Source organism: Candidatus Mycoplasma haematobovis, assembly GCF_001645765.1.
GTDB classification, from domain to species: Bacteria; Bacillota_I; Bacilli_A; order Mycoplasmatales; family Mycoplasmoidaceae; genus Eperythrozoon_B; species Eperythrozoon_B haematobovis.
In genome coordinates, this window is the sequence record NZ_LWUJ01000011.1 from 1 (window position 1) to 25,658 (window position 25,658).

The following is a 25,658-nucleotide window of genomic DNA, read 5'->3' on the forward strand; positions in this document are numbered from 1 at the left end:
TATTAGATTGGCATTGGCATTGGCATATCCATAATTTTTAGGATCTGAAGCATCGCCTATAGGTATGGTCAATAAGCTTTTTGGTATTTTTTCAAGTTTTGATGAGGATGAGGATGAGGATGAGGATTGTGTATTACCTTCTTGTTGTTTATCTAATATTGCCTTATTACCCTTCTTTACTCAGGGCTCTTCCTTATTAGTATCAAATGATCATCGATATCCAATTCTTGGTGTGTATTTAATTTGACTAAATTCTATGTTGTAACTAGGATCAATATCTAGATCCTGAGATTGCTTAAAGGATTTATTAACTAGTATTAAATCATGAGGGTTCGAGTCATAATTAATATCCTCGAACCCTTTGGTTAAATTATCTGAAAGATTATTTACTGATGAAAATACTGTAACTCCTAACGAAATAAAGAAAGATAAAGCAGATATTATTACTATATTTTTACGTATATGTACTAGGGAAGTCTTGAGTAGCAAGCTCATTGATTGCTAAAATCAATGAGATTTTATTGAAGGCGAGAAGTAGAACGACCGTTTACAAGAGTTGCTACTATTCTTGCGATATATCAAGCTAATTGAAGTAATTGAAAAGAGATTTCGAAAGCAAAGTAATGTTCTCATCTCTTTCTTTCTATTGGATCATTGTGATTAATGTAAGGAACAATGCTTCTCATTCTGTAAAGAGTGATAATTGGAGAAACAAAAAGCATTATTGCAGATAATAAAAAGAGTATTCAGGAACCAGCACCAGTCACAAAACCACCAGCAAAAGAAAGAAGTAATAGGATTACGAAAAAAGCAATATATGAGAAGCCACAGAAATTTAAAAATTTATTCAAATTAAGAATTGTGGATTTCTTTTGAATTTGGAAAGCTATTCCAAGAGGAATTGCATAAATAACTAGGGTAATGCCAAATACAAAAGCGATCATTTTTCCAAGTCAACCAATAGTTGTACTTGATGGTCCTGAAACAATATTTCCTAACACACCAATAACACCCATAAACAAGAAGAAGAAAGTACAAGCTAATATAGTGAAAGCGGTAGTTACTAATTTAGAATCAGCAGCAACTGGATCATTCTTATATTTCATTGCATAGAAATTAAGTGGGAAGTAGAGCAAGAAACCTATCAAACTGCAAAGAACAGTTCCTACTCATCCAAAACCACTACCACTAATTTGAATAACCACACTACCAGCTAAGAAAGTAAGGAAACCAAAGCCAAAAAAGAACATGCAAGCATATTGGAAAGTCTTAATAAGGAACTGTACTTCTGCCTTACCAAGCGGTTGCGCAAGCTGTTCTTTAAGTCCTCTTACTGTAGTTGGAAACATACGTTCTTTAAATTATAAAAAATTGGAGCGGACAATGGGAATCAAACCCACATCAGCAGCTTGGAAGGCTGCGGTTCTATCATTAAACTATGCCCGCAACTGGTGCTGGAAGAGAGACTCGAACTCTCACGAAGTTACCTTCACAGGATCTTAAGTCCTGGGCGTCTACCAATTCCGCCACTCCAGCACTTATTTATAGTGGTGACTCGCCTGGGATTCGAACCCAGGACCCTTCGCTTAAAAGGCGAATGCTCTACCGCTGAGCTAGCAAGTCTTGGCTGGGCTGGAGGGATTCGAACCATCGCATCATAGAGTCAAAGTCTAGTGCCTTACCGCTTGGCTACAGCCCAAAAATATGGTGGGCAGGGAGGGATTCGAACCCCCGAAACCATAAGGTGTCTGATCTACAGTCAGAAGCGTTTAGCCACTTCGCTACCTACCCATTTTAAAGAATTGTACAGAACTTTTTCTCTTGGCTATCTTATTTTTATTTATTCATAGCCACAATTCTTTCTTTAATTGCTCAAAAAAAAGAGATACTCTCTCTTCCATGGCCTTTTTAGTTAAATAAAAAAGCTCTTGAGATTTGATAGCCTCTCCTGCCTTATAAAAAAACTCTCTTCTTTTCTTCTGAAAATAAATAGGGATTATAGAGAGTTTGCTATTTTTAAGCGGCTCAAAAGCTTCTGAGAATAAAAAATCTTTTGAAATAAGTAAAGAACGTTTACTCTGAAAAAATAATTGTAAATCTTGTTCTTCATATATTGCATCTACTAAATCCAATACTAAAGAGGAATTCCCTCTTAATAAGTCCCTATTTAGAAAAGGAATTATGTAAGGATTATCTTTAGCTAAGAATCGGAGGAGAATCAATGTATCTCAAGATATATCTTCATTAACAAGAAATATAGTTTGATTTTTTGAAATTTTGTGCTGACTCAAGAAGATAAAGGTTTTGTTTTGGATAAAGTGTAATCTCTTAAGAAAAGTCAAAAATCTTCCATATCTATCTTCTAGAGTAAAGATTCTTCTATTAAATAAATAATCTTGTGCATCCTTCTTTCCTCTTCAATACTTTATTAAAAAAAGAGGAAGTGAAAAAGGTAATACAAGAAGTCTTAAATAGCAATATTGGTTAACGCGATTTATATTTTCCATCAGAAGTAGAAACAAAAATCTTATCTCCTACAACACAAAATTTAGGTACAGCTACTACTAAACCATTAACAGTAATAGCTTTCTTTTGTTCTGTTGCTGGCAAATCATCATCAAATTTCTCTATCGTTAAAGAAACTATTTCAGGCAAATTAATAGCCAATATCTCTCCTTCATAAGTACTTAAACTAAGCTCTATCCCTTCTTCCACAAACTTTAATTCTTCTTTAAATTTCTCATTTGAAACTTCAATATCTTCAAATGTTTCTGCATCCATAAAATGAGTAAATTCCGAATCTGTGTAAGAATAAGTAACATTTAATTTATTAATTAAAGCTCTTTCAAATTTCATTCCTGAAAAATCTTCAATAGTTATTGATCCGTTTTTTAAATTCTTAACTTTACACTTTACTATACCTCCCCTCATAGCTGTCTTATTAAAGGAATGATCTAATACTAAATAAATATCTCCCTTTCAAAGAATAGTTTGGCCTTTTCTAAGGTCAATAGCCTGAATAAACTCTGCCATTAATAACTATTATTTTGTCTTTCAAAATTTATTTTTCACTTATGCCAATAAGCTTCTTCAATTTCTTTAAAATTAAAGCCTAACATAGCTCCTAATAAAAGAAAATTCTCTACTCATGTTCTAAATTCAATTTCTGATTCAAAAAAAGCTAAAGCATTAAGTTTAAGAAATAAATTAATTAATTTTTCTTTTGAAGCTAATTTTTCAATAGGAAAAGAAATATTCTCCAAACTATATTTTTTTTCTAAAGAGAATGTTAATAAGAAGTGTAAGACATCTGCATATTCAGCTAATGCATCTTCTTTACTCCCTTCTTTTTCTGATCAAAATTTAAATACTTTAGTAGCATTGGCTAACTCATTTAATTCCACAATTAAAGCTAATAATCTAGCTTGAGAAGTTTCTTGATAATTTAGTCCTTTTCTTTCGAAAATATATTGATCTAATTTTGTCTGTCCTTCCAAAAATTTAACTCAATCTATTGACATAATTTTCTGAATGAATCAGGATCATGAATAGCCATTTCGGAAAGCATTTTTCTATTAAGAATAATATTTTGTTTTTTAAGTTTAGCTATAAATTGGGAATAAGTAAGACCATTAGATCTAGTTGCAACATTAATACGCTGAATTCATAAACGTCTGAAATTCCTCTTATTATTCTTTCGATCTCTATAGGCATATTGAGCTGCCTTTATTAAAGACTGCTTAGCAGTTCTGTAAGATCTATGTCTATGACCCCAGAATCCCTCTGCTCTGTTTAATACTCTTTTTCTTCTTTGCTTAGTGCTATATCCGCCCGGAACTCGCATTAGCCTTGAAGTAATTGATAAGCTCTTTTTATCTGGGACTTATTAAGCATTACACTTGATCTAGCTTGTCTCTTTTGTTTAGTAGATTTATTTGAAGCTAAATGAGATCTATGAGAATGTTTTCTCTTCAATTTACCATTCCCTAATACACGAATACGCTTTGAAAAAGCTTTTTTAGTTTTAATCTTAATTTTCATTATTTCTTAATAGGCATAAAATAAGTAGCATATTGAATTTTACTTATTTTCTTCAAACCTTCTCTAGATTTACCGTAATTATCAACTAAAGCTACAAATTGATTAAATACATCTTCTATTAGATCTACTCTAGTTGACATACGCCCTGGCGCCTTTACTACAAATTGTACTTTATCCCCCGCTTTAAACCAATCTATTGCTTGCTTAGCTTTTCACTCAATATCATGAGCGCTAATACTTGGTTTAACAGTAATTGATTTTACTTTACTTACATTCTTCTTACCACTTTGATTTTTCTTTAATTCATACAAATACTTACCATAATCAAGAATTTTGACTACAGGTGGATTACTTTTGTCGCTTATTAACACTAAATCTAATTCTTGCTTTTGGGCTAAAGAAAGTGCTTCAGAAATATCCATAGTAATGTTAACTCCATCAGGATTTACTAATAGAACTGGTGAAAAAGTTATCTCTTCATTAATTAAATGCTGTTTTTTTTTCTTTAAATCATTAGAATTCATATTTGTTAAGCCCGAGTGGCGGAATTGGCAGACGCAACAGATTCAAAACCTGTCGACAGCAATGTTGTGGGGGTTCGACTCCCCCCTTGGGCACCACTAAACTTCAGGATCAAAAGGAGGTTCGTCATCTTCATTGATCTCTTCTGTTTCTAGCAATCCTTCTTCAATAGAAGAATCTTCTCCAGGTACAATTTCAACATCATCCTTTTTCTTCTTATCTTTTTCAACTGCCATATATTTTTCGTAGTCTTCTTCAAATAGTGAATCTTCTGAGAATACAGTAGTTCTTAATTTATGTACTTCATCTGAAGGCATATATTCTTTAAGCTTTCACTTGGCAAAATTGAAAGAAACAAATCTTGGATCTAGAAGAATTTCTGCATAAAAGTAGCCTATCCAATCCTCCACTTTTTCTTTAGAGAAAGCTGTAGCACTTTTTCAAGTCTTAGATCAAAGAGCATGAAAACTAAAAAAATCCCCTTTGAAATGTTCTTTTGCTACTTCGTATGCTAATTCAGTTAATAAAGAAACATGTAAATTAGTATTCTTAGCTTTTGACATTCTTGCTCCTAATTATAAAAATCTGAGATATTTATGGTGCTTTCTACAATACTCTCTTGTTTAGTATCTCAAAAAGAAATAGTTATTTTTTCCCCTCCTAAGGATGTATCTTTTTCTAAGGGATTTTTACTCAAATAAGTTGAAATATCTTCTTTGTTTGAGAAGCCTAAAAAAAGAGCTCTAAAGAATTTTAACATTTTAAAATCCATATTTGTTAATTCATTAAACAAAGATAAGAAAAGCTCATCAGTAAGACTTAAAAAAGACATAATATTTCAGTTATCTAATTCAGAAAATAAGAAAGATATTTTTTTAAAGGGCTCTAAATTTTTGAAATATTCTTGGTTTTCTTTTATGTAAGAGAAAGTCTTACATAATAAGTCTTCATATACTAAAGAAGCTCTATTCCTATAAAGCTCTTCATACATATGATATCTAGTAAGTAAGAAATTACCAATCATATATTTAGCTTTAAGTTGAAAAAAGAAGCGTAAATCACCATTTGCATCTTTTCTTAACAGCGATCACTTAATTAATAAACTAACATCTACAGTACTTCCATACTGTACTCCTGAATAATAAGAGTCTCTAATTAAGAAATCTAATCTATCAATATCTATATCCGAAGAAATCAAATCTATTATTCATTTATGTTCAGAAGTCTTATTAAAGACTTTCTCTATTTCTTGAATATAGAAAAATTCATCTAAATTATCTTCTTTAGCTTTTTTTCTTAATAAAAGATTTATCTTAGTTTCAGGAGAATTAAGAAGCAATACTGCCATTTTTTCATGATGAAAATGAGGTAATGCTCTCTCTAAAGCATGTGATAATGGACCATGTCCTATATCATGCAATAAAGAAGTAGCAAGAGCTATATTTATGGCTATTTGATCTTTATTCTTGTCTAAATCGCCTGAAGCAATAAAGTGTTGTGTAAATCTATTACACAACTCATAAACGCCTAAAGAATGAGTTAATCTAGTATGTGTACAAGAAGGAAAATTATTAATAGTTAGAGATAATTGCTTTATTTTTGCTAATCTTTGAAATTCAAAAGTATTAACTATTTCATAAAGTCAAAATTGTTCTTTAGAGAAATTAATAGTTTTTAGAATCGGATCCTTTATGAAAGCTTCTGTAGGTTCTGATTCTTGGAGATGTATTTTTGAAAAATTTAATAAGTTATTCATTCAGCAAAGCCATTACTTTATTTAAATTATTTAACAAAACATCTCTGCCTAAACATTCCATCACATTAGCTAATTCAAAACCTTCTTCTCTAAATGAAAATGCTAATCTAAGTGGTTTGTAGAATGACTTACCTTCAAGCTCGCTAATATGTATTAATTGCTTTAAATAGTTTCTGATCGTAGTCAAATCTCATTTATCAGATGATAAAGGGAAGTGATCAAGTGCTAAATTTAATATATTTTTGTGTTTTTTTAAGAAACCTATTTGAGTAACATCTAATTCTTTACTTTCATAAAATTCTTTAGCCATTTCATTTAATTGAGAAGCGCAATAAATAATTTTTTTATTAGCTAAAGCAAACATCTCTTTCTTATCATTAAAGTCTCCTAAATCTACTGTAAAGTAATTATTTACAAAGTTTAAGTAATAAGGAGCGGACATGCTTTGAAAATATTTATGACTCATTCAGTTTAATTTATCTATATCGTAATAAGCAGGTGCAAGGCTTAAAGATTCTAATTTAAAGTCTTTAATTATTTCATCAGAAGAAAAGATTTCTTCTTCTCCATTTGATCATCCTAACAAAGCTAAAAAATTAAATATAGCTTCCGGCGGATATCCCTTCTTGGAAAGGCCTGAAATAAAATGCAATTCATTGCCTGAACGCTTAGATAATTTTTTTCTATCAATATCCACAATAATAGAAAGATGTCCAAATTCAGGCAAATGCTCTTCTCATCCTAGAGCATGATAAGTAGCTAATTGATAAGGTGTATTAGATATATGCTCTTCGCCCCTTAAAACATGGCTAATACCCATATCATAATCATCTATTACTACAGCAAAATTGTAAGTAGGATTACCATTAGAGCGCATAATAATGTAATCACTCATAGAATGTTCAGGTACTGTTATCTCTCCTCTAACTAGATCTTTTCATTGATATTGTTTAAGAATATTTACTTTAAGTCTTATGGTATGGGGGATATTGGCTTTAAGTTTTTCCTCTATTTCTTTTTCAGAAAGATTTCTGCATTTCTTTGAGTAAATAGGGGTAGAGTTATTACTAATAGCTCTTTCTCTTGCTTCTGTTAATTCTTTTTCAGTACAAAAACATCTATAGGCTTTTCCTTCTTTCAATAAAGCATTAGCTATCTTTCGATATCTATCTAATTTCTGAGATTGTAAATAAGGTCCTCTTGGGCCTGGTATAGAAAAAGATTCGTCAGGAAAAATATTAAGAAACTTTAAATCCTCTTCAAGTCCAATATGTCCATCTCCTATATTTCTCTCTTGATCAGTATCTTCAATTCTCATAATGAATTTACCTTTATGTTTTTTGGCATAAACATAATTAAATAAAGCGGTTCTTGCTCCTCCTATATGTAAAGCTCCTGTGGGTGAAGGAGCATATCTAGTACATACTTGTGTTTTCTTTTCCATCTTACTTTCCAGATAATATCTTTAGCAACTCTGTTTTTGTTTTTTTCACTTCTTCTTTATTATTATTTGCAAGTAGTCTATATATACGAGTAGCTAATCAATCTAATTCTTCTTTAGTAAAGTTAAGCGCTGCTAAAGTAAGAGAACCTATTCTTATTCCAGAAGCAACTGAAGGAGCTTCTGTATCAAAAGGTAATAAATTTTGATTAGTTATTAGTCCTGCTTGCTCTAATATATTTGTTGCTTCTTTTCCTGTTAGTCCAAAGCTTTTTTTAGTATTAATTAATAGCATATGTGTTTCAGTGCCAATTACTTCAACTCCTAATTGTTTAAATTTCTTTACTAAGTAAGAAGCGATTTCCAAAATTTTATGTGCATATTCTTTAAACTCTGGAGTAGTGGCCTTCTCTAAAGCTACAGTATTCATTATTAAACTCATTACATTTAAACCGCCCTGAATACCTGGAAATACTGCTTTATTTATAGGAAAAGAGGGGTCATTTCATAAAATGACCGCCCCCTTTCCCCCTCTTAATTGTTTATGTGTAGTAAACATAGCAACATGTGCATGGGGAAAACAATGTTGATGTAGTCCTGTAATTACGAAAGCAGAATAATGACAAATATCTGCTAAGAGGTAAGCTCCTACCTCATCAGCTATCTTTCTAAATCTCTCAAAATCGAGACTGAAAGGATAACTTGAAGCTCCTGCGATTATTAATTTTGGTCTTAATTTTAAAGCTTTATTACGAAGATTTTCATAGTCAATTATGAGATTCTTTTCATCTAAAGAATAAGTATGTACTTCATAAAATTCTGAGACAAAAGAAAGCTTAGAGGAGTGAGTTAAGTGGCCCCCGCCACTCATCTCTAAACTAAGAATAATATCTCTAGGTTTAAGTAAAGCTTTATATATAGCGAAATTGGCGGTAGAGCCTGAATAAGGCTGTACATTAGCAAAAGAACAATTAAATAATTTCTTTGCTAATTCGATAGCATAATTCTCAACTTCATCTATATTTTGACAACCAGCATAGAATCTTTTGTTAGCATAACCTTCAACATATTTATTAATTAAAGACTTAGAAGCTAACTTTAATGCTTCTGGATATATAAGATTCTCAGAAGCTATCAGAGATAGCGTGCTTTTTTGCCTTTTTTGTTCTTTTCTGATGTAGCGTAATAAAAAGCCACTACTCATAGAATACAATTAAAATTATCTTAATTTATGGCAAAAATACAAAAAGGAATAGGGGTTGGGGGCGGTATAGCTATTGCTAAAGCTTTTGTACTTAAAGAACCAGAGTTTAATTTTTCTGAAAGAAGTATCATCTCAATAGATCAAGAATTAGCCAATTATGCAAATACTATTAATGAAGCTACTACTCAAATGAAAAAACTTATTGAAGTAGCTACTAAGAATATTTCAGCAGAAAAAGGAGAGATATTCGAAGCACATTTGTCAATAGTTCAAGATGAACAAATGCAATCTGAAATTAAAGAACTTATTGAACAAGGAAAAAGTGAAGCATTTGCTATTGCTTCAATTTTTGATAAGTATCAAGCTATGTTTGAAAGCATGAATGATGCTTATTTTAAAGAGAGAGCAAGTGATGTTAAAGATCTTAAAAAAAGATTTCTTTCTATTGCTTGCAAAGTAAATTTACCAGATCTATTGTTGATTGAAGAAGAGTGCATAATAATAGCGCATGATTTGAGTCCTAGTGAAACAGCTATTTTAAATAAGAAATATATTAAAGGATTTGCTACCGATATAGGAGGAGCTACTTCTCACTCTGCTATTATGGCAAGAACGTTAGAGATTCCTGCGATAGTATCACTTAAAGAAATTACTTCTCTAGTTAAGACAGGAGACAAAATAGCTCTTAATGCTAAAGATGGTGTAGTAGCTTATGAATTAAGTACAGAAGATGAAAGAAAGTGGGAAAGGGATAAAGAACAATTTGAAATTGAAAAAGTAGAGTTAGAGAAATACAAAACTATTGAGTGTAAGACTAAAGATGGTATTTCAATTTCTGTTAAGGGGAATATAGGACAACCTAAAGATCTAAAGAAAGTATTGGAATACGGCGGGAAAGGGGTTGGTTTATTTAGGAGTGAATTCCTATATATGGAAAGTCAAGATTGACCTACAGAAGAAGAGCAATTTGAAGCTTACAAGACCGTTTTAGAGGAAACTAAAGAATATGATGTTACTATCAGAACTTTGGACATTGGTGGAGATAAGCATCTTAATTACTTTACTTTCCCTAAAGAAATGAATCCTTTCTTGGGATATAGGGCACTTAGATTAAGTTTAAATAAGAAAGAGATATTTGTAACTCAATTAAGAGCCTTACTTAGAGCAAGTAGTTATGGAAATTTGAAAATTATGTTTCCAATGGTTACTTGTTATGAAGAATTCCTTAAAGCTAAAGAAATAACTAAAGAAGTAGAGCAAATGTTAATTAAAGAAGGTCATATTATTGGTAAATACAAATTAGGCATGATGATTGAGATACCTTCGGCTGCTGTGTTATCTAAAGTATTTGCACAAGAATCAGAATTCTTTTCAATTGGTTCGAATGATTTAATTCAATATACACATGCTGTAGACAGAATGTCAGAAGAAGTTAATTATCTATATCAACCAAATAATCCAAGTATTCTTCATTTAATAAAGATGTCTGTAATAGGAGCATCTACAAAAGGTAGAGAGGTTAGTGTATGTGGTGAAATGGCAAGTAATGTTAAATCAGCTATATTATTAATAGGACTTGGCGTAACTAGTCTTTCTATGAGTGCTGTAGCTATTCCTCAAATTAAGAGAGAAATTAGTAAATGAACACTTAAAGAATGTCAAGAATTAGCAAATAAAGCTTTGGAAATGAATACTGAAGAAGAAGTACTGGATCTTTTTTCTAATTAGTTTTTAAGTTAACTTTAGGATCTTTTTTCTAATTACTGAATTAACTTTTTTTTGAAACTTTCTTTCTTTCTTTAACCACTGCATCATTAATTTTCACATTCTTAATAACTTTATTCATATCTGAAACTACATTATTCATTTGAATAAACATGCTTACATAATGATCAAAGCCAACTTCAAAAATAGGTGTAGGAGCAAAACTAAAAGCTTGTTGCATCACACAAATCATTTGTATATAATCAACAACGCCTTTTGGCTAAGCCACCTAATTCCTTCATAGCTAATGCAAACTAGTTGGCATTTGAAGAAGCAAAAGTAGTTGAATTAAACGATTCAATGTGCTTAGTAAGGGTGTCAAGTCTTTGAATTTTAAAGTATCATTAATTATCTTAACGAATCTTTTTGCAATAGTAATTTTTTCAAGAATTTCTTTAAAGTTATTGTAGAAAAGAGCAAGTTAACAACCTACTGTAATTGGTTTAGAATCAACCAATTGATAAAGATTTTTCTTAGAAAGAGCTAGATCTCTTGAATTATTTTTATATTCATAGTATTTTTTAAACATAACTTTATTATTTTCTTTCATAAAACAAATACATGCACAGCGAAAAGTAAATTTTTCAGGCATTTCCATCATAATTTTTGTAGCAGACTCAGAAAGAACCTTAATAGCCTTTTGTTTAAAATTGGCTAAGAAGGTTCAGAAATATTTGAAGAAAGTTAATTTAGTGCTTCTTTAACAGTTTTGAACGTGTTTTCATCCACAAGACTCATACAACAATCAGAATGAATTTCAATTAAGAGAAGAATTCAAAACAATTAAATGAAAAAAGATAAATTTTTTTTCGAAACTTAATGCATTCAAAAATTAAGAAAATAGCAGATGAAATGCTTCTTAAAGCTTTCAAAGCCACTACAGGAAGTAGTGATTTTGCCCCCGTTTCAGAGATTTTTTTAAAGCATTGATTTGAGTCGGAAGTATGAATAACTTATGACGAAGAAATCTTAAATATGGAACTGAAATCAATAAATTCACTTGAGAATAGTCATATTGAAAATACTATTCCTGAAAGTAAATTTAGATTATTTCAAAAAGAAGAAGGGGATACTTGAAAATCTTTAATTACTGGTATTGGAGGTTATAAAATCGATGGAAAGAAGCATCTATTAATTTGTCTTTCTTTCAAAGATTATCAAATTTTTTAAGCCATTTATGAAATTTTGGAATAATAAAGAGATATGAAAAATAAGTTAAGGCTAACAGCAAAAGACAAAGAAGAAATTAAGAAGTTTTTGATTGAAAATATTACTTTAGGAAATCGTGAATTTTCATTAATAATTGATTCTTTTCTTGACCATTCAACGTGCTATGAAGTATGACTTACTTACAGTAAAGATTTATTAAATATGGAGCTTGAATCTCTTAAAGCAAGAAATATATCTTTAAGTAAGGCTATTCCTACTACTAGATTTAGAATGTACATTAGAGAAGTAGAGAGTAATACTTGAAAATCTTTAATTACTGGTATTGGAGGTTATAAAATCGATACTAAAAAATACTCTTTAGTTAAAGTTGATTTATTTGGTTTAAAGGGCAAAAAAAATTAATTAGGTTCTCCTACAAATTCCATATTCCTATAACTATTTTCTATATCCATGCCATAACCAGCCCAATTCCCACTAGGCAATTCAAGTCCATAAAAATCCACTGACACTTTCTGCTTAGTAAAGAGTGTGCATACTTTAATATCTATTGGCCTCATTGGTTCTAAAGTTTGTTTAAAGAAACCAATAGTGGTTCCTGTATCTACTAACTCATCCACTATCAATATTCTTGCACTACCCACATTCCCCACTTTGCGTCTAATATCCCCGTTAGCATCTCTCATACTAAGTAATTTCAAATTGATCTTAAATTTAAGCATACCTAAGAGCTTTTCTAAGAATAAATAAGCCCCTTCCATAATACCCACCAATATTACTTCTTCCCCTGATCTATATTCCCCATTCAATAAAGAAGCTAATCTTGCTATTGCTAACTCCACTTCTTCTTTTTCAAAATAAATCTTTTTGAAATTATCTTTCATTCCTTCCTCTTCAAAAATTCTAGAATACAAAATATCTACATATTTAACTCTAGACTCTAAATCAAATATATTTCTTAAATCTTCAGCATTAATATATTTAGGCAATTCAGAAGTCCTAAACATATCTTCAAAAGAAGCATTATGTTCTTTACAAACTACTAATATTTCCTCTAATCAATGTTCAATTTGAACTCTACTAAAATTTGTCTTTTCTAAGAGTACTTGTTGTGCTGTTTCTACAAATACTAACTCTTTTGCTTTCTCTAAATTCCTTCTTATATTTTCTTCATTAAAGACTATATTTCTCAAAGTAGAAGTACTTTTCTTAAGTATTAAAGCCATAATAGTAATAGCATCAAGAAATACTACTCTATCTACAGAAGAATGTGAAATATCTCTCTCTAGTCAAATAGAGGTATTTAAAGAAGCGCTATATGCATAACCTTTAAGTAATCTAGCTAAACCACATATATTCTCTAATGTTATTGGATTTCTCTTGTGCGGCATACATGAAGAACCAATTTGTCGAGTACCAAAAGTCTCAGAAAGCTCGCCTATCTCTGTTCTTGTTAATTGTCTTAAATCTAAAGCTAAATCACTAATTAAAGTACCTATTGAAGCAAGAATAGAGAAATAAGAACTATATCTTTCTCTTGAAAGAACTTGAGTTGAAGCTTTAGAACTAAATAAATTTAATTTCTGTGAAATATATTCTTGACAATCTGGAGTTACATGTGCACAAGTGCCAACAGCCCCACTAATAGAAGCACATTCTATATAGGGACGTATATCACTAAAGCTTTCAAGTAATTCATTTAAGTGTGCATAGCAAGTGGCAAATTTGTATCCTAAAGAAATAATTTGTTTTCCATCATAGGAAATAAGTGCTTTATGTTTAAGTGCTAAATGCTTTAATACTTTTCTTAATTCAAAAATTAATGAGAATAAATAATCATTAGCTTCTTTAAGTAATAAAGAATTAGCAGTATCTACAATATCAGAAGAAGTAATTCCATAATGTATTCACTTTTTCTCTATCAATAATGTTTTCTTACATACAGCATTAACAAACGCTACTACATCATGTTTAGTTTTTTGTTCTTCTTCATATACCTCATCCTTATTAATAGATAATGAATTGCAGAGTATCTCTGCATTCTTCTTAGAAAACTTATCTTTTTCAGCTAAGAATTTAAGTAAGTACTTCTCTATCTCTAATCATTTTTTAAATTTATTGTCATCCGAAAATATTTGACTTATTCTCTCGGACGAATATCTAGGAATCAACTAAACAGGTTTGTATTTTTCTTTAATAGCACCTACACCATCAATATTTCTATATTTGTAAGCTGTATCAAGTCCATAACCAATAACTCATTTAGGAGGAAGTGCAAATCCTAAGAAATCTGCTTCAAGATCTGTTCTCTCTGGATGAGGTTTAGAGAACAATATACATGTTTTGCAATCTTTGATATTAACTTTTTTAGACATTTGTGATTTGTAAACTTTAATAGTCATACCTTTGTCTAAGATATCATCAAAAATAATTACTCTTCTGTTATCAAATTTATCTTTATCAAACTCAATATCTATAGGACAAGAATCATCACCAACTAAGTTAACGCCATATAGAGATACTTTAGCAGTAACTACTATTAATGGAAAGTGTAAATGAGTAAGCATTTGGCCTAATAAAGGCAAAACACCTTCAGTAAAACCTACACAAACTACTGGTTCTTTTTCATTTCTGTATTCATTATTAAGTTGTTGAGCTAATCTTAAAATTCCATTTCTTATCTCTGCGCCCTCATAGTAAATTTCTTCCATAAATTCTTTCTTCTCTTCAGCTTCAAAAATTCTTACAAAAGCTTCATCGTTTTCGCTTTGGTATTTAGCATCAACATTATCAAGGGATTTAGCTTTAATTTCCATTCCTAATAATAAGTAATCTAAGTTGTAAAAAAGAGTATGAAAATCACCAGCTAATACCCTATATGAATCTAAATCAATATCAAAAGCAATTACTTTGCAACCAGCACATCTAAGTCTTGATACAGCAGAAAAAATATCTCTCAAATGTGAATCTCCCATTTCATCAAATTCAACTTCGCCAGAAACTTTCAGATCTTTAATAAATGTAGCAATTGTCTCTCCCAATTTTGCAAAACTACCTAATACTTCCATAAATCAATTATTTTCTGAAGAATAAGGAGAGAAACAGAATAAATCTAACTCTTTAGCCATAAAATCTTGTAATTTAATCGGATAAGAGATAAGACCCGAAAGTGAATTAGTTGGATTAATATATTCAATATATTTCCTACTTACCTGTAGACGTTCCAGTTGTTCTCTAAAGCTATTAAAGAAAAGAGCAAATTGATAACCTAAAGAAGTAATACTTTTTGCTCCTGTTATTGGACAAATAACCATTCTGTAAATTGATTTATTATCTAAAGCTAACTTCTTAAGAGTATCTGCATAAAGATAGAAATCAGAAAGCATACTATCATTAACACACTTAATAATTAATTTACTTGCAGTATCAGTAATACTTGCTTCAGGCAATTTATTAATAATTTCTTTTTCTTCTGGAGTAAGAGTAGACTCTAATGCCTCCGTAAAATCAATAAAATCCATGTACTCACATGGACAACCTTCTGCATTTCCTTCATTAATTTTCCTGATTAATTCTTTTCCTACCTCTTCTTTAATAGAATTTGTATTAACTAAATACTTGATATGGGTAACTACAACAGTAGCTCACTCTTCGTAAGTAGTATGGTTATTGAAAGCACAAACTGTTTCACACATAAAAAAATAAAATTTTAATAATATTTTTCTAAATGAAGAACAATGTTTTAAATTTAAGTCAAAAAGATGAAATAAGAAACAATGCTAAATATGCTTACGAAGAAATAAATGAGATTCTTGAAAAAATAATTTTTGTAGGTAGAGTTGAGATACTTCAAAAAATAGAGTTATTTAATAATTTATTTAATGAATTTGGGGAGAAGCCTTTTGAAGTAAAGATATCTCAAACAGAATTTAAAGCAATTAAGAAAGCTTCAAAAGGGAGATTATTTTGAAGAAATAGGGCTCTTAAAAGAGCTATTAGTAATACAGAAGATGCTATTCAAAGACAATTCTTCAGAAATTATCAAATATTTATTGTATTTAATGAAAAATTAACTGAATATATGAAAGTCATAAATAATAATAAATATGTTCACGAATTAATGAAATTTAAAGGTGCTATAGGAAAAATAGCTAATGATTACAGAAATAGAAGAGTAATTAATACTGAATTTTTCCAAAGTGAAATTGAAAATATTATAGATGGCATTAAGAAAGGAGTAGTGGTAGATGATATTTCTGGTTATTGTAAGTTATTCAATGATTTTTTTGAGCAAGAAATGGATTATTTAACTTTATTTTTAAAAAGTGTTAAAGGTGCTGTAGATGATTATGAAGAAGCAGAAAGAAAAGTAAAAGAAAGAACCAAAGTGCCTGAATTAAAGATTGAAATGCCTTTGACTAATGATTACCTATAAGTTCTTCATAATAATTCATTAGCTCTATTTCAAAAGTATCACTTATCTCTTTAGCTAATCCGGTTCCATAACCTACATTCCCCCCCCCTTTTCAACCATATTTAATCTTTAAAAAATCTAATAACTTAAGTACATCTATGGCATCACTAATTACAAAATATTTCATACCACTAAATAAGAAAATAGTATTATTCTTTAATTCATTTCTTAATTCTTTAAAGGCTCTCATTATTACTTGAGCATCTATCTCTTTCTCTCTAAGAATAATTAAACCTTCTTTATTAATATGTTCAGCTATATAGGACTTAAAACTCTTCTGTTCACTCTTTAAATCTAATTTCTTAGTACTCTTAGTTTGTGCGCTTACTTTCTTTAAATAAGCTTCAACTAGCGCTTTACCAGCTATTACTTTAAATTTATAAATATTGGCATATTTCTTCTTTAATCCCGCTATTTGAGCTACTTCAATTTCAGAAGTACTACTTACATGAGTACCTGCACATAACTCTTTACTATACTCCCCAATTTGGACATACCTAAGCTTATTTTCACTCTTTTTGTAAACTTCTTCAAATTGCTGTGGCAAATTCAAATCTTTAGCTTCTTTAAGAGTTAAATAACTTATCTTTACCTCTAAATCTTCTTTAATTAATTCATTCAATTTCTCATTTAAGAAATCAATATTAAGGTCATTGCGATCAAGCTCTTTAGGAAGAGTTATTTCTAAATTGAAATAATTACTATATTTTTGACCAGAAGATCTCTCTATATTATTAGAGATTTCTTTCTTGAGAAGGGCTAATAATAAGTGTTCTAGAGTATGATGTCTCTCTAGTCCTTTACGCTTATTGCTATCTCTCTTTATTACTACTTTTTCTCCTAATTTAAAATTGCCTCTAATACCATAAATAGCTTGTCCATTAGGAGCTTTAAGTGCCTCTTCTACCTCTATATCATTAATAAAACCTTTATCTGCATCTTGTCCTCCAGAAAAAGGAAAAATACAAGTATTTTTGAATACTAAATAACCTTTTCCATTTAATTCATTAATAGGTTCAAAAGATTCATCGAATATAGCTATTATTTCACTATTTAATGAAATAACTTCATAATCCATTACTGAATCTAAAGTTAAATTCAATAAGTTCTTATTTTGCTTAATGAAAGCAGAAGAGATATTAGTGTTGAAAGAAACTACTTTATGTTTTTGTTGTAATTCTTCATATTCTTCTATATTGAAATGCCTCCCTTCTTTATTAAGTGTATTCTTTATTAATCAAAGCTCTAAGCCATGTGTAGCAACTAAATCAAATATTTCTTGGGCAGGTATTTCTTCACTATATTTCTTAATTAAAGTACTTAATAAATTAGAGGCTTGTTCATAAGATTTAAGACTTAATAAATATTCTTTTTCTAGATCTTCTGTAATATAGGAATGTTCTTTAAGAATAGTAGGATGGAAAGCTTCCAAACTCTTTCCTACTTCCAGTACTAACTGCTCAAAAAACTCTTTCTTTAGCTCTTTGTGCTCAATGTTTCTTAATAGTCAAAGAGCTTTTCTGAATAGTTTTCGCAATACATATTCTCTTCCTTTACTACCGAAAAATACTCCTTGGCTGAGTAGGACACAAGTAGTTCTTAAATAATCTACTGGAGCTCAAAGAGCTTGAGAAGCGCTAGAAAAATAAGTATTTAAAAAAGCTATTAAGGGAGCAAAAAGAGAGTTCTCAAAATTACTATCTTTATTTTCAAGAACACTTAATAATCTCTCTAACCCCGCTCCAGTATCTATATTTTTTCTAGGAGAAGGAGTTATTTTGCCATCTATATTTAAGAATTCACTGAAAACAATATTTCAAACCTCTAAGTAACGCTCATTATCTATATTTTCTTTAAGTAATTTAAGTCCTCACTTACTTGGATCATATTTCTCGCCCTTATCAAAATATATTTCAGTACAGGGGCCACAAGGCCCCACTCCCATGTCTCAAAAATTAGTATCTTTACCTCCCTTTATTATTTGTTCTTTAGGAATTAATTTAAGTCACTCTTCATAGGCCTCTTTATCTTCTTCATAAATAGTTACATAAAGCAATTCAGGCTTGAGGCCTAATTCTTTAGTAAGAAATTCTCAGGCCCAAGCAATGGCTTCTGCTTTAAAGTAATCCTCTAAAGAGAAATTGCCAAGCATCTCAAAATAAGTGTGGTGTCTTAAGCTCTCCCCAATACTCTCTATATCTCCTGTTCTTATTACTGCTTGGCAACTTACTAATCTTGAAGAAGGGGGGGGTAAGTCTCCAGAAAAGTAAGCTTTAATAGCTGCTACTCCAGAATTTATGAAAAGTAAAGACTTATCGCTAGCAGGAGGTATTATGGACTTACCTGAGATATCAAAATGTTCTTTAGAACTAAAAAAAGAAAGTCACTTCTTTCTTAATCAAGAAGCTTTATTTTCCATATTTGTACATAGCACTACCTAAACACTTATTCTTATTTTCATCATAGAATACAAAATATTGCCCAGGCGAAGTAGTGAAAATAGCTTCGTGTTCTAAAGAACAAGAAATGTTATCTAAAGTAAGTAATTTCATTTTTAAAAACTCGCCACCATGTCTAGTCTTTACAAAAAAAATGGAGTTTAAAGCAGGAATATCATTAATTCAATGAGGATCTTCACAAAAACTAATAGTAGTGTAAAGATATTTAGCTATTCGAGATTCTCTACATAAATAAACTATATTTCTCTCTACATCTTTAGAGCATACATAATATCTTTCTTGATATCCTTTAAGAGCAAAACCGCCTCTTTGATGTAATACATATAAATGGGCTCCTTTATGCTTTCCTAGTATTTCTTTACTATCTATATCAATTAAATCACCTTCTTGGACAGGTAAATAATTAGTAATAAAGGAAGAGTATTCACGCTTACCGATAAAGCATATTCCCATAGAATCTTTACGTTTTCATACTGAAAGATCATTAGCTTTTGCTAATGCTCTTATTTCTTCTTTATTTTGAATATCCTGTAGAGGAAATATTATGTATTTAAGTTGTTCTTCTGTAAGTCTACTTAAGAAATAAGTTTGATCTTTAGAACTATTACTACATCTAGCTAAATAATATTTATTCTCTTCTTTAAGAATCCTAGCCCAATGTCCAGTAGCTATCTTAATATCATCTCCATAATTTTCCCTTAATTTATTAAGTAAAATTCCAAATTTAATTCTAGAATTACAAAGAATATCGGGATTGGAAATTAAGCTATTTTCCAATAAATCTAAATAAGGTTCAAAAACATTTTCTCAATACTCTGGAACAAAATTATAGACTTGTAGGGGTATATTTAATTTATTACATATTTCTTTAACATACTTTAGATCTTCTTGTTTAGAACAAAAAGAATTAGGAGCATTTTCTTCATTCAATTGAACATCTCAATTTTGCATATATACTCCAAAAAGCTGATAGCCTTGTTTTTTGAGCAAAAATGCAGCTATTGCTGAATCTACTCCGCCCGAAAGAGCAATTACTACTTTAAGAGACATTGAGCATAAAAGAAACTATAAAGGCTCTAAGTAAAGAGCTTAAGCAATTAGAGAAAGAATATTATTCAGGAAATTCAAAAACTGATGATGAAATATATGACTTTAAATTACGTACTTTATTACATTTAGAAAATCAATATCCTGAATATGCTAGTAGTGATTCTCCTACTAAGAAAATAGGTTTTTTCTTAGATCCTCAAAACATAAAGCTTCAACATGAATTACCTATGCTTTCACTTAATAATGCCTTTAATGAAGAAGAATTAAATACTTTTTTTGCCCAATGTGAAAAAGAAGAAGTAGATTTAGAATATTTTTTAGAACCCAAAATAGATGGAGCTAGTATTAGCTTAATATATGAAAATGGTTATTTATCTAAAGCAATAAGTAGAGGAGATGGAGAAATAGGGGAGGATTTAACTCAGCGAATTATTTACATTTCTTCTATTCCCATACATTTAAGAATTAAAGAGAGAATAGTGGTTAGGGGAGAGATTTATATTAATAAGAGTTCTTTTGAAAGACTTAAATATGATGAAAGTACTAATAAGACTTTCTCTAATCATAGAAATTTTGTCTCTGGAACTTTAAGACTTAAAGATTATGAAAGTATTAGTAAGAAAGAATTAAATATTAAGGTTTACAGCTTATTACATGCCACTGAAAGACACAGTATATATAACCAATCAGAAGTTATTGAATATATTAGATCTTTAGGCTTTAATACACATAACCCTAAAGACTTATTAAAGAGTTCTAATAAAGAAGAAATCTTTAAATTTATTAAAGATTTCTGTGAAATTAAGAAAACTTCAGACATTCCTTATGATGGTTTAGTTATTAAAGTTAATGATTTAAATAAATTAGAGAATATTGGACATACTAGTAAATTTCCTAAATGAGCTATAGCTTACAAATATCCTTCTTTAATTAAAGAGAGTAAATTATTACAAATAATACCTACAGTAGGAAGAACAGGAAAGATTACTTATTCTGCAAGAATAGAGCCTGTCGAATTAGAGGGCAGTATAGTTCAATATGCTACTTTGCATAATGCCAATTACATTCAAGAATTAGATTTACGAATAGGGGATTATGTTTCTGTTTACAAGTCTGGAGAAATAGTGCCTAAAATAGTAGGCTTTTCTAGAGAAAGAAGAGAAGCGAATTTAGAGAAATGAATACCTATTAATGAATGTCCTAGTTGTGGAAACAAATTAATAACAAGAGAGAATTTATCTACACAATTTTGTATTAATAAAGAATGTTTAGAGAAGAAATATGCTCAATTAATTCACTTTACTTCTAGATCTGCAGCAGATATTGAAGGACTGTCAAAAAGTATGATAATTAAATTTCATAAATTAGGAATAGTAAAGAAATTGAGTGATATATATAAGTTACATCAATATAGAGAGCAAGTATTAGGGGCTGATTTAAGAATTAAAGAAAAGTTATTTGATAAATTAATATTAGCTATTAATAAATCAAAAAATAGTGAGAATTACAGATTACTATTTGGATTAGGAATAGAATTTATTGGAGAAGAAGTGGCTTATTTATTATTTCAAAGCTTTAATAATATTGATACTCTCTTAAGCTCTACAAAAGAAGAATTAATGAAAGTAGATGGGGTGGGAGAGAAATGTGCTGAATCTTTAGTATCTTGGGCTAAAGATGAAAGTAATATGGCTTTAATAGAAGAACTTAAAGGATTTGGGCTCTTTAAAGCAACTACAAAAGTAATAGAGGAAAACTTTATTAAAGATAAGAGAGTAGTAGTTACTGGTAAATTATCTATTCCTAGAGAAGAATTCCAAGCTTTACTAAGAAATAAATATGGTGCAATAATTGCCAAAGATGTGAGTGCTAAAGTTAATTATTTAGTTGTGGGAGAGGGAGCAGGATCTAAATTAAAGAAAGCAAAAGAATTAAATATAGAGGTATTTACAGAAGAAGAATTAATGAAGAAATTATGCAATTAAGAGAATTATTTAAAGCTCCTCCCTTAAATACCAAAATAAAGCTACAGGGCTGAATCAAGAGTGCTCAAGTACATGGAGAAAGCTTAGTATTTATTAAATTAAATGATGGTTCAATATATAGGAATATTCAAATTCTTTTTAAGAATAAATTAGATGTTTCTCAATTATCTACAGGTTCTGCTATTGAAGTAGAGGGATTATTAGTGAAAGCTAAAAAAGGACAAGAGGAAATAGAGTTATTAGCAGATAGAGTTGAAGTATTAGCTAAAGCAGATGAGAAATTTCCTATTCAAAAGAAAGAACATACTGTAGAGTTTTTAAGAGAGAATGCGCATCAAAGAGTAAGAACTAGTTTATTTAGTGCTATTAACTCTATTAAGAATGAGATATCCTTTTCTGTCCATGAATTTTTCTACAAAAAAGGCTTTATTTGAGTTCAATCTCCGATCTTAACTACTAATAATTGTGAAGGAGGTTCAGAAGTGTTTGAAATTAAAGATGCTATTAATATATTCAAAAAGCCTGCTTTATTAAGTGTTAGTGGGCAGTTCCATGCAGAAGGTATGGCACTAGGACTTAAAAATGTTTACACTTTTGGTCCTACTTTCAGAGCAGAAAAATCTAATACTTCTCAACACTTAGCAGAATTCTGAATGATAGAGCCTGAGTGTTCTTTTCTTAATTTAGAGGGTAATATGGAATTAATTGAAGAATTTGTGAAATATGTAACTAATAGAGTACTTATTAATAAGAGAGAAGAGTTAGAGTTTTTAGCTCAACAAATACCAGATAATGAGAATTTAATAGTTAGATTAGAGAATATAGTTAATTCTTCATTTAAGAGAATGAGGTACAAAGAAGCTATTGAGATGCTTCAAAAAAGTGGAGTTAAATTTGAGAATAGTGAAATAAGTTATGGAATTGATTTAGCTTCTGAACATGAGAAATATATTACTAGTCAATTACAAATGCCTGTATTTATTACGCACTACCCAAGAAATATTAAGGCGTTCTATATGAAAGATACTGATGATAAAGAAGTATTAGCTATTGATTTATTAGTGCCGGAAGTAGGAGAATTAATAGGAGGTTCAGAAAGAGAGTCCGATTTAGAAAAATTAAGAAATAAAGCTATAGAGTTTTCTATTCCTACAGAGCAATTAGAGTGGTATTTAGATTTAAGAAAGTATGGTTATTATGCTAGTTCTGGCTATGGATGTGGTTATGAAAGATTGGTTATGTATTTAACAGGAGTAAAGAATATTAAAGATATTATTAATTATCCAAGAAGTTATGGTCAATTAGCTTTTTAAGCGTGACAACTTAAACATTCTTCTATTTCTAAATTCTTAGTTCTTGTATAGTAAAGAGATTTAAGGCCTTTATGTCAAGCATATAAGTAAAGGCGTACTAAGTCTCTTGTTGAAGTATTACTTGTTACATAAAGTACTGTAGATATTCCTTGATCTACATGTTCTTGGATAGCCGCTACCATATCTATTATTTTCTTTTGATCTAGAGAGTAGGCTGTTTTGTAATACATTCAATTATCTTGATTTAAGAAAGGCATAGGGTAATAAGTTAAAGAGTTACCATAAAGTCTTGTCTCTAATAAATCAATAACAGGAGAAATAGAAGAAGTAGAGTTATTTAAATAACTAATAGTTTGAGTTGGAGCTACTGCTAATCTGTAAGCATTGTATAGCCCATTTTCTTTAACTTCTTGTGCCAACGCTTTTCAATCTTCTTTAGTAGGTAATTTCATACCTGCAAATAACTCTTTAACTTTATCAAGAGTTGGTAAATATTCATTCTCTAAGTACTTGTAGAAATACACTCCTGAATAATAATCTGATTTCTCAAAGCCTTTAAAGCTCTCTTTTTTCTCTCTAGCTATTAAACAGCTGGCCTTTAAAGAATAGAAATTAATAGCGGCAAAGAGTACTGAAGCAAATTCAATGGCTTCATCTGAATCATAAAATATCTTATTCTTAGCTAAGAAGCCTGCTAAATTCATAGTGCCTAAGCCTACAGAATGCAATTCAGCATTAGCTTTTCTTACTCCCGGAGCATTAGCAATACTAGACATATCTGAAACCATACTTAAAGCTCTCATAGCAGTCTCTACTACTTCCTCTAAATTCCTTTCTCCTTCAAAAATAGAATTAATATTTAAAGAACCTAAATTGCAAGAAACATCGTATCTAATCTCATCTAAATTACCATAATCATTAATAGTTGAGGTTTCTTGTATTTGAAAGATCTCAGTACATAAATTACTCATCTTAATTCTTCCTAATTTATGTAAAGGATTCTTATTATTAGCTGTATCTATATAAATAATGTAAGGGTAGCCTGATTCAAATTGAGTCTTAGCTATATTATTAAGTACATCTCTTGCTGAAATAGTTTTCTTAACTATTTCATTATCTCTGGCTAAAACTTCATACCACTTGTTCATATCCATATCAGAGAGATGCATTCCATGCTTCTTAAATACTGTGTAAGGTTCAAATAAATAATAATCTGCATTATTAATACATAAATCAATAAATTTATTAGGCACTAAGAGACCTAAAGAAAGTGTTTGAATTCTTGACTTTTCATCGGCATTAATTTTCTTACAGTCTAAGAACTCTATTAAATCTCAGTGGAAAATATTTAAATAAGCTGCGCCAGCGCCTCTTCTTTGACCCAATTGATCTGCATAATCAAAAACATTTTCAAGAATCTTAATAACTGGAATAACTCCTGAAGCGGCGGCCGCAATGTTTTTAATTTTGGCCCCCCTAGCTCTTAATTTACTTAAATTAATTGCTACTCCTCCCCCTATTTTGGAAAGTTGCATAGCTGTAGAGATAATGTAATTTATTGAATTTAAAGAATCATCTACCTCTAGTAAAAAACAAGAAATTAATTCTCCTGAACGTTTTTTCCCCGCATTACTAAAGGTAGGAGTAGCTGGTTGATATTTTTGCTCTATCATCATTTTTGCTAATTTCTTGGCAAAAGTAAAGTCTCTACGACCTAGGAATAGAGCACAAGCAATAATCCTATCTTCATATCTTTCCAAGAACTTTTTCTTATCATCTGTCTTAAGTGCATAACTGTCATAGAATTTCTTTATGGACATGTAGCTTTTGAACTTAAATTTATGACTCTTTACTATTTCAATAATTTCCTCTACTTCTTCATTAGTAAAGGGCTTTATTAAGTCTGTAACATAGTAATTATTATTAATTAATCAATTAATTTTGGCTAATCCCTCTAAACCTGTAGCAAAATTATCATTAACATACTTCTCATACTCTTCAATAGCTTCTTGATCTTTCTCTAAATCAAAAAAGCCGCTCTCCGTCCGATGAGCGACCATATTATTGAGCTCTAAAGAGCGACGTAAACTATCCTCCACTAATGAGTAATTAAGAATTCTTTAAAATTCCTAATACTTTCATCATCGCCCGAAAGCTCAAATAAAGCCACTATCGGAACATGATACAACTCTTGTATTTTCTTGGCTGCTCCGCAAAAATTTCTTCCAAAATTTCTATTCCCACTACCTGCTACTGCTTTCAATTTTAAAGAATTTTTCGACAAAAAAGAAAGAACAATGTCAGGTATTTGTCCTAAAAAATCTGTATACGTGAGGAGACAGAAATCTTGCTCCAAAATAAGATCTGGATTATCTGAAATATTTATTATAGATTTAGCATCTAAGGATAACTTATTAACTATATTCTGAATATTATTAGTTCTAGAAATATAGGCTAATAACACGATTTTTAAAATTTAATA

General features: G+C 30.0%; 25 protein-coding genes and 6 tRNA genes. 7 read left to right on the plus strand and 24 right to left on the minus strand.

What is annotated here, in order from left to right:
- The 13 genes from A6V39_RS02110 to infC all read right to left on the minus strand — a co-directional run.
- The coding region (locus tag A6V39_RS02110; protein ID WP_187150024.1) for a hypothetical protein at window positions 1-495 on the minus strand (495 nt) is incomplete at its 3' end.
- Window positions 496-518: 23 nt separating this feature from the next.
- Window positions 519-1,349, minus strand: coding sequence for a hypothetical protein (locus tag A6V39_RS02115; protein WP_187150025.1), 831 nt, complete (start codon window positions 1,347-1,349; stop codon window positions 519-521).
- A gap of 23 nt (window positions 1,350-1,372) precedes the next feature.
- Window positions 1,373-1,446: transfer RNA gene (locus A6V39_RS02120), tRNA-Gly, on the minus strand.
- Window positions 1,447-1,449: 3 nt separating this feature from the next.
- Window positions 1,450-1,536, minus strand: a tRNA-Leu gene (locus A6V39_RS02125).
- A 12-nt stretch (window positions 1,537-1,548) separates the two neighbouring features.
- Window positions 1,549-1,623, minus strand: a tRNA-Lys gene (locus tag A6V39_RS02130).
- A gap of 1 nt (window position 1,624) precedes the next feature.
- Window positions 1,625-1,699: transfer RNA gene (locus A6V39_RS02135), tRNA-Gln, on the minus strand.
- A gap of 6 nt (window positions 1,700-1,705) precedes the next feature.
- A tRNA-Tyr gene (locus tag A6V39_RS02140) sits at window positions 1,706-1,791 on the minus strand.
- Window positions 1,782-2,507, minus strand: a complete 726-nt coding sequence (locus A6V39_RS02145; RefSeq protein ID WP_187150026.1) for a hypothetical protein — start codon at window positions 2,505-2,507, stop codon at window positions 1,782-1,784. The genes A6V39_RS02140 and A6V39_RS02145 overlap by 10 nt, the downstream gene beginning before the upstream one ends.
- The gene (locus tag A6V39_RS02150) at window positions 2,485-3,033 is read right to left on the minus strand and encodes a translation elongation factor P (protein ID WP_187150027.1); all 549 of its coding nucleotides are present in this window, start codon (window positions 3,031-3,033) and stop codon (window positions 2,485-2,487) included. The genes A6V39_RS02145 and A6V39_RS02150 overlap by 23 nt, the downstream gene beginning before the upstream one ends.
- Complete coding sequence (locus A6V39_RS02155; RefSeq protein ID WP_187150028.1) at window positions 3,033-3,521, minus strand: dUTP diphosphatase; 489 nt, start codon at window positions 3,519-3,521, stop codon at window positions 3,033-3,035. The genes A6V39_RS02150 and A6V39_RS02155 overlap by 1 nt, the downstream gene beginning before the upstream one ends.
- Window positions 3,512-3,844, minus strand: coding sequence for a 50S ribosomal protein L20 (gene rplT, locus A6V39_RS02160; protein ID WP_187150029.1), 333 nt, complete (start codon window positions 3,842-3,844; stop codon window positions 3,512-3,514). The genes A6V39_RS02155 and rplT overlap by 10 nt, the downstream gene beginning before the upstream one ends.
- Window positions 3,844-4,041 carry a 50S ribosomal protein L35 gene (rpmI, locus tag A6V39_RS02165; protein ID WP_370664256.1) on the minus strand — a complete coding sequence of 66 codons (198 nt, stop codon included), beginning with the start codon at window positions 4,039-4,041 and terminating at the stop codon, window positions 3,844-3,846. Before rpmI ends, rplT begins: the two co-directional genes overlap by 1 nt.
- Window positions 4,041-4,565, minus strand: coding sequence for a translation initiation factor IF-3 (gene infC, locus A6V39_RS02170; protein ID WP_245633482.1), 525 nt, complete (start codon window positions 4,563-4,565; stop codon window positions 4,041-4,043). Before infC ends, rpmI begins: the two co-directional genes overlap by 1 nt.
- Window positions 4,566-4,574: 9 nt before the next feature.
- Between infC and A6V39_RS02175 the strand changes: the two genes are divergently transcribed.
- Window positions 4,575-4,661 (plus strand) — tRNA-Leu (locus A6V39_RS02175).
- On the opposite strand, the gene rpoE is transcribed toward A6V39_RS02175, so the two are convergent.
- The 4 genes from rpoE to A6V39_RS02195 are packed head-to-tail and all read right to left on the minus strand — an operon-like array spanning window position 4,662 to window position 8,964.
- Window positions 4,662-5,126 carry a DNA-directed RNA polymerase subunit delta gene (rpoE, locus tag A6V39_RS02180; protein WP_187150030.1) on the minus strand — a complete coding sequence of 155 codons (465 nt, stop codon included), beginning with the start codon at window positions 5,124-5,126 and terminating at the stop codon, window positions 4,662-4,664. It lies immediately after the preceding tRNA gene.
- Window positions 5,127-5,134: 8 nt separating this feature from the next.
- A complete protein-coding gene (locus A6V39_RS02185) occupies window positions 5,135-6,319 on the minus strand; it encodes an HD domain-containing protein (RefSeq protein WP_187150031.1) in 1,185 nt (394 codons plus the stop codon).
- A complete protein-coding gene (gene gltX / locus A6V39_RS02190; RefSeq protein ID WP_187150032.1) occupies window positions 6,312-7,763 on the minus strand; it encodes a glutamate--tRNA ligase in 1,452 nt (483 codons plus the stop codon). The genes A6V39_RS02185 and gltX overlap by 8 nt, the downstream gene beginning before the upstream one ends.
- 1 nt (window position 7,764) lies before the next feature.
- Window positions 7,765-8,964: a serine hydroxymethyltransferase gene (locus tag A6V39_RS02195; protein WP_187150033.1), complete on the minus strand. Its 1,200-nt coding sequence runs from the start codon at window positions 8,962-8,964 to the stop codon at window positions 7,765-7,767.
- Between the two features lie 27 nt (window positions 8,965-8,991).
- Here A6V39_RS02195 and ptsP point away from each other — a divergent pair, with 27 nt between their 5' ends.
- On the plus strand, window positions 8,992-10,692 hold the full coding sequence (ptsP, locus tag A6V39_RS02200; RefSeq protein WP_187150034.1) for a phosphoenolpyruvate--protein phosphotransferase: 1,701 nt from the start codon (window positions 8,992-8,994) through the stop codon (window positions 10,690-10,692).
- Window positions 10,693-10,732: 40 nt separating this feature from the next.
- Here the strand turns inward: ptsP and A6V39_RS02205 are convergent, their stop codons facing one another.
- A complete protein-coding gene (locus tag A6V39_RS02205) occupies window positions 10,733-10,909 on the minus strand; it encodes a hypothetical protein (RefSeq protein ID WP_187150035.1) in 177 nt (58 codons plus the stop codon).
- 638 nt (window positions 10,910-11,547) lie between these two features.
- Here A6V39_RS02205 and A6V39_RS02210 point away from each other — a divergent pair.
- Together A6V39_RS02210 and A6V39_RS02215 are read left to right on the plus strand one after the other, a co-directional pair.
- On the plus strand, window positions 11,548-11,898 hold the full coding sequence (locus A6V39_RS02210) for a hypothetical protein (RefSeq protein ID WP_187150036.1): 351 nt from the start codon (window positions 11,548-11,550) through the stop codon (window positions 11,896-11,898).
- A gap of 33 nt (window positions 11,899-11,931) precedes the next feature.
- On the plus strand, window positions 11,932-12,300 hold the full coding sequence (locus A6V39_RS02215) for a hypothetical protein (protein WP_187150037.1): 369 nt from the start codon (window positions 11,932-11,934) through the stop codon (window positions 12,298-12,300).
- On the opposite strand, the gene purB is transcribed toward A6V39_RS02215, so the two are convergent.
- Both purB and A6V39_RS02225 read right to left on the minus strand, forming a co-directional pair.
- Window positions 12,297-14,066 carry an adenylosuccinate lyase gene (gene purB / locus A6V39_RS02220; protein WP_245633483.1) on the minus strand — a complete coding sequence of 590 codons (1,770 nt, stop codon included), beginning with the start codon at window positions 14,064-14,066 and terminating at the stop codon, window positions 12,297-12,299. The two genes, A6V39_RS02215 and purB, sit on opposite strands and share 4 nt — an antisense overlap.
- Window positions 14,067-15,590, minus strand: a complete 1,524-nt coding sequence (locus tag A6V39_RS02225; protein WP_187150038.1) for a phosphoribosyltransferase family protein — start codon at window positions 15,588-15,590, stop codon at window positions 14,067-14,069.
- A gap of 32 nt (window positions 15,591-15,622) precedes the next feature.
- Between A6V39_RS02225 and A6V39_RS02230 the strand changes: the two genes are divergently transcribed.
- Window positions 15,623-16,330 (plus strand): hypothetical protein, encoded by a 708-nt coding sequence (locus A6V39_RS02230; protein WP_187150039.1) that lies wholly within the window; start codon window positions 15,623-15,625, stop codon window positions 16,328-16,330.
- Here A6V39_RS02230 and alaS read toward each other — a convergent pair.
- Window positions 16,314-18,788, minus strand: coding sequence for an alanine--tRNA ligase (alaS, locus tag A6V39_RS02235; RefSeq protein ID WP_187150040.1), 2,475 nt, complete (start codon window positions 18,786-18,788; stop codon window positions 16,314-16,316). The two genes, A6V39_RS02230 and alaS, sit on opposite strands and share 17 nt — an antisense overlap.
- On the minus strand, window positions 18,778-19,878 hold the full coding sequence (mnmA, locus tag A6V39_RS02240) for a tRNA 2-thiouridine(34) synthase MnmA (RefSeq protein ID WP_245633484.1): 1,101 nt from the start codon (window positions 19,876-19,878) through the stop codon (window positions 18,778-18,780). The genes alaS and mnmA overlap by 11 nt, the downstream gene beginning before the upstream one ends.
- On the opposite strand from mnmA, the gene ligA reads away from it, so the two are divergent.
- Window positions 19,878-21,863: an NAD-dependent DNA ligase LigA gene (gene ligA, locus A6V39_RS02245; protein WP_187150041.1), complete on the plus strand. Its 1,986-nt coding sequence runs from the start codon at window positions 19,878-19,880 to the stop codon at window positions 21,861-21,863. The genes mnmA and ligA overlap by 1 nt on opposite strands.
- Window positions 21,854-23,176 carry an asparagine--tRNA ligase gene (gene asnS / locus A6V39_RS02250; protein ID WP_187150042.1) on the plus strand — a complete coding sequence of 441 codons (1,323 nt, stop codon included), beginning with the start codon at window positions 21,854-21,856 and terminating at the stop codon, window positions 23,174-23,176. The genes ligA and asnS overlap by 10 nt, the downstream gene beginning before the upstream one ends.
- Here asnS and nrdE read toward each other — a convergent pair.
- Both nrdE and nrdI read right to left on the minus strand, forming a co-directional pair.
- Window positions 23,173-25,275 carry a class 1b ribonucleoside-diphosphate reductase subunit alpha gene (gene nrdE / locus A6V39_RS02255; protein ID WP_222702663.1) on the minus strand — a complete coding sequence of 701 codons (2,103 nt, stop codon included), beginning with the start codon at window positions 25,273-25,275 and terminating at the stop codon, window positions 23,173-23,175. The genes asnS and nrdE overlap by 4 nt on opposite strands.
- Window positions 25,275-25,640, minus strand: a complete 366-nt coding sequence (gene nrdI / locus A6V39_RS02260) for a class Ib ribonucleoside-diphosphate reductase assembly flavoprotein NrdI (RefSeq protein ID WP_187150043.1) — start codon at window positions 25,638-25,640, stop codon at window positions 25,275-25,277. Before nrdI ends, nrdE begins: the two co-directional genes overlap by 1 nt.
- Window positions 25,641-25,658 lie beyond the last annotated feature (18 nt).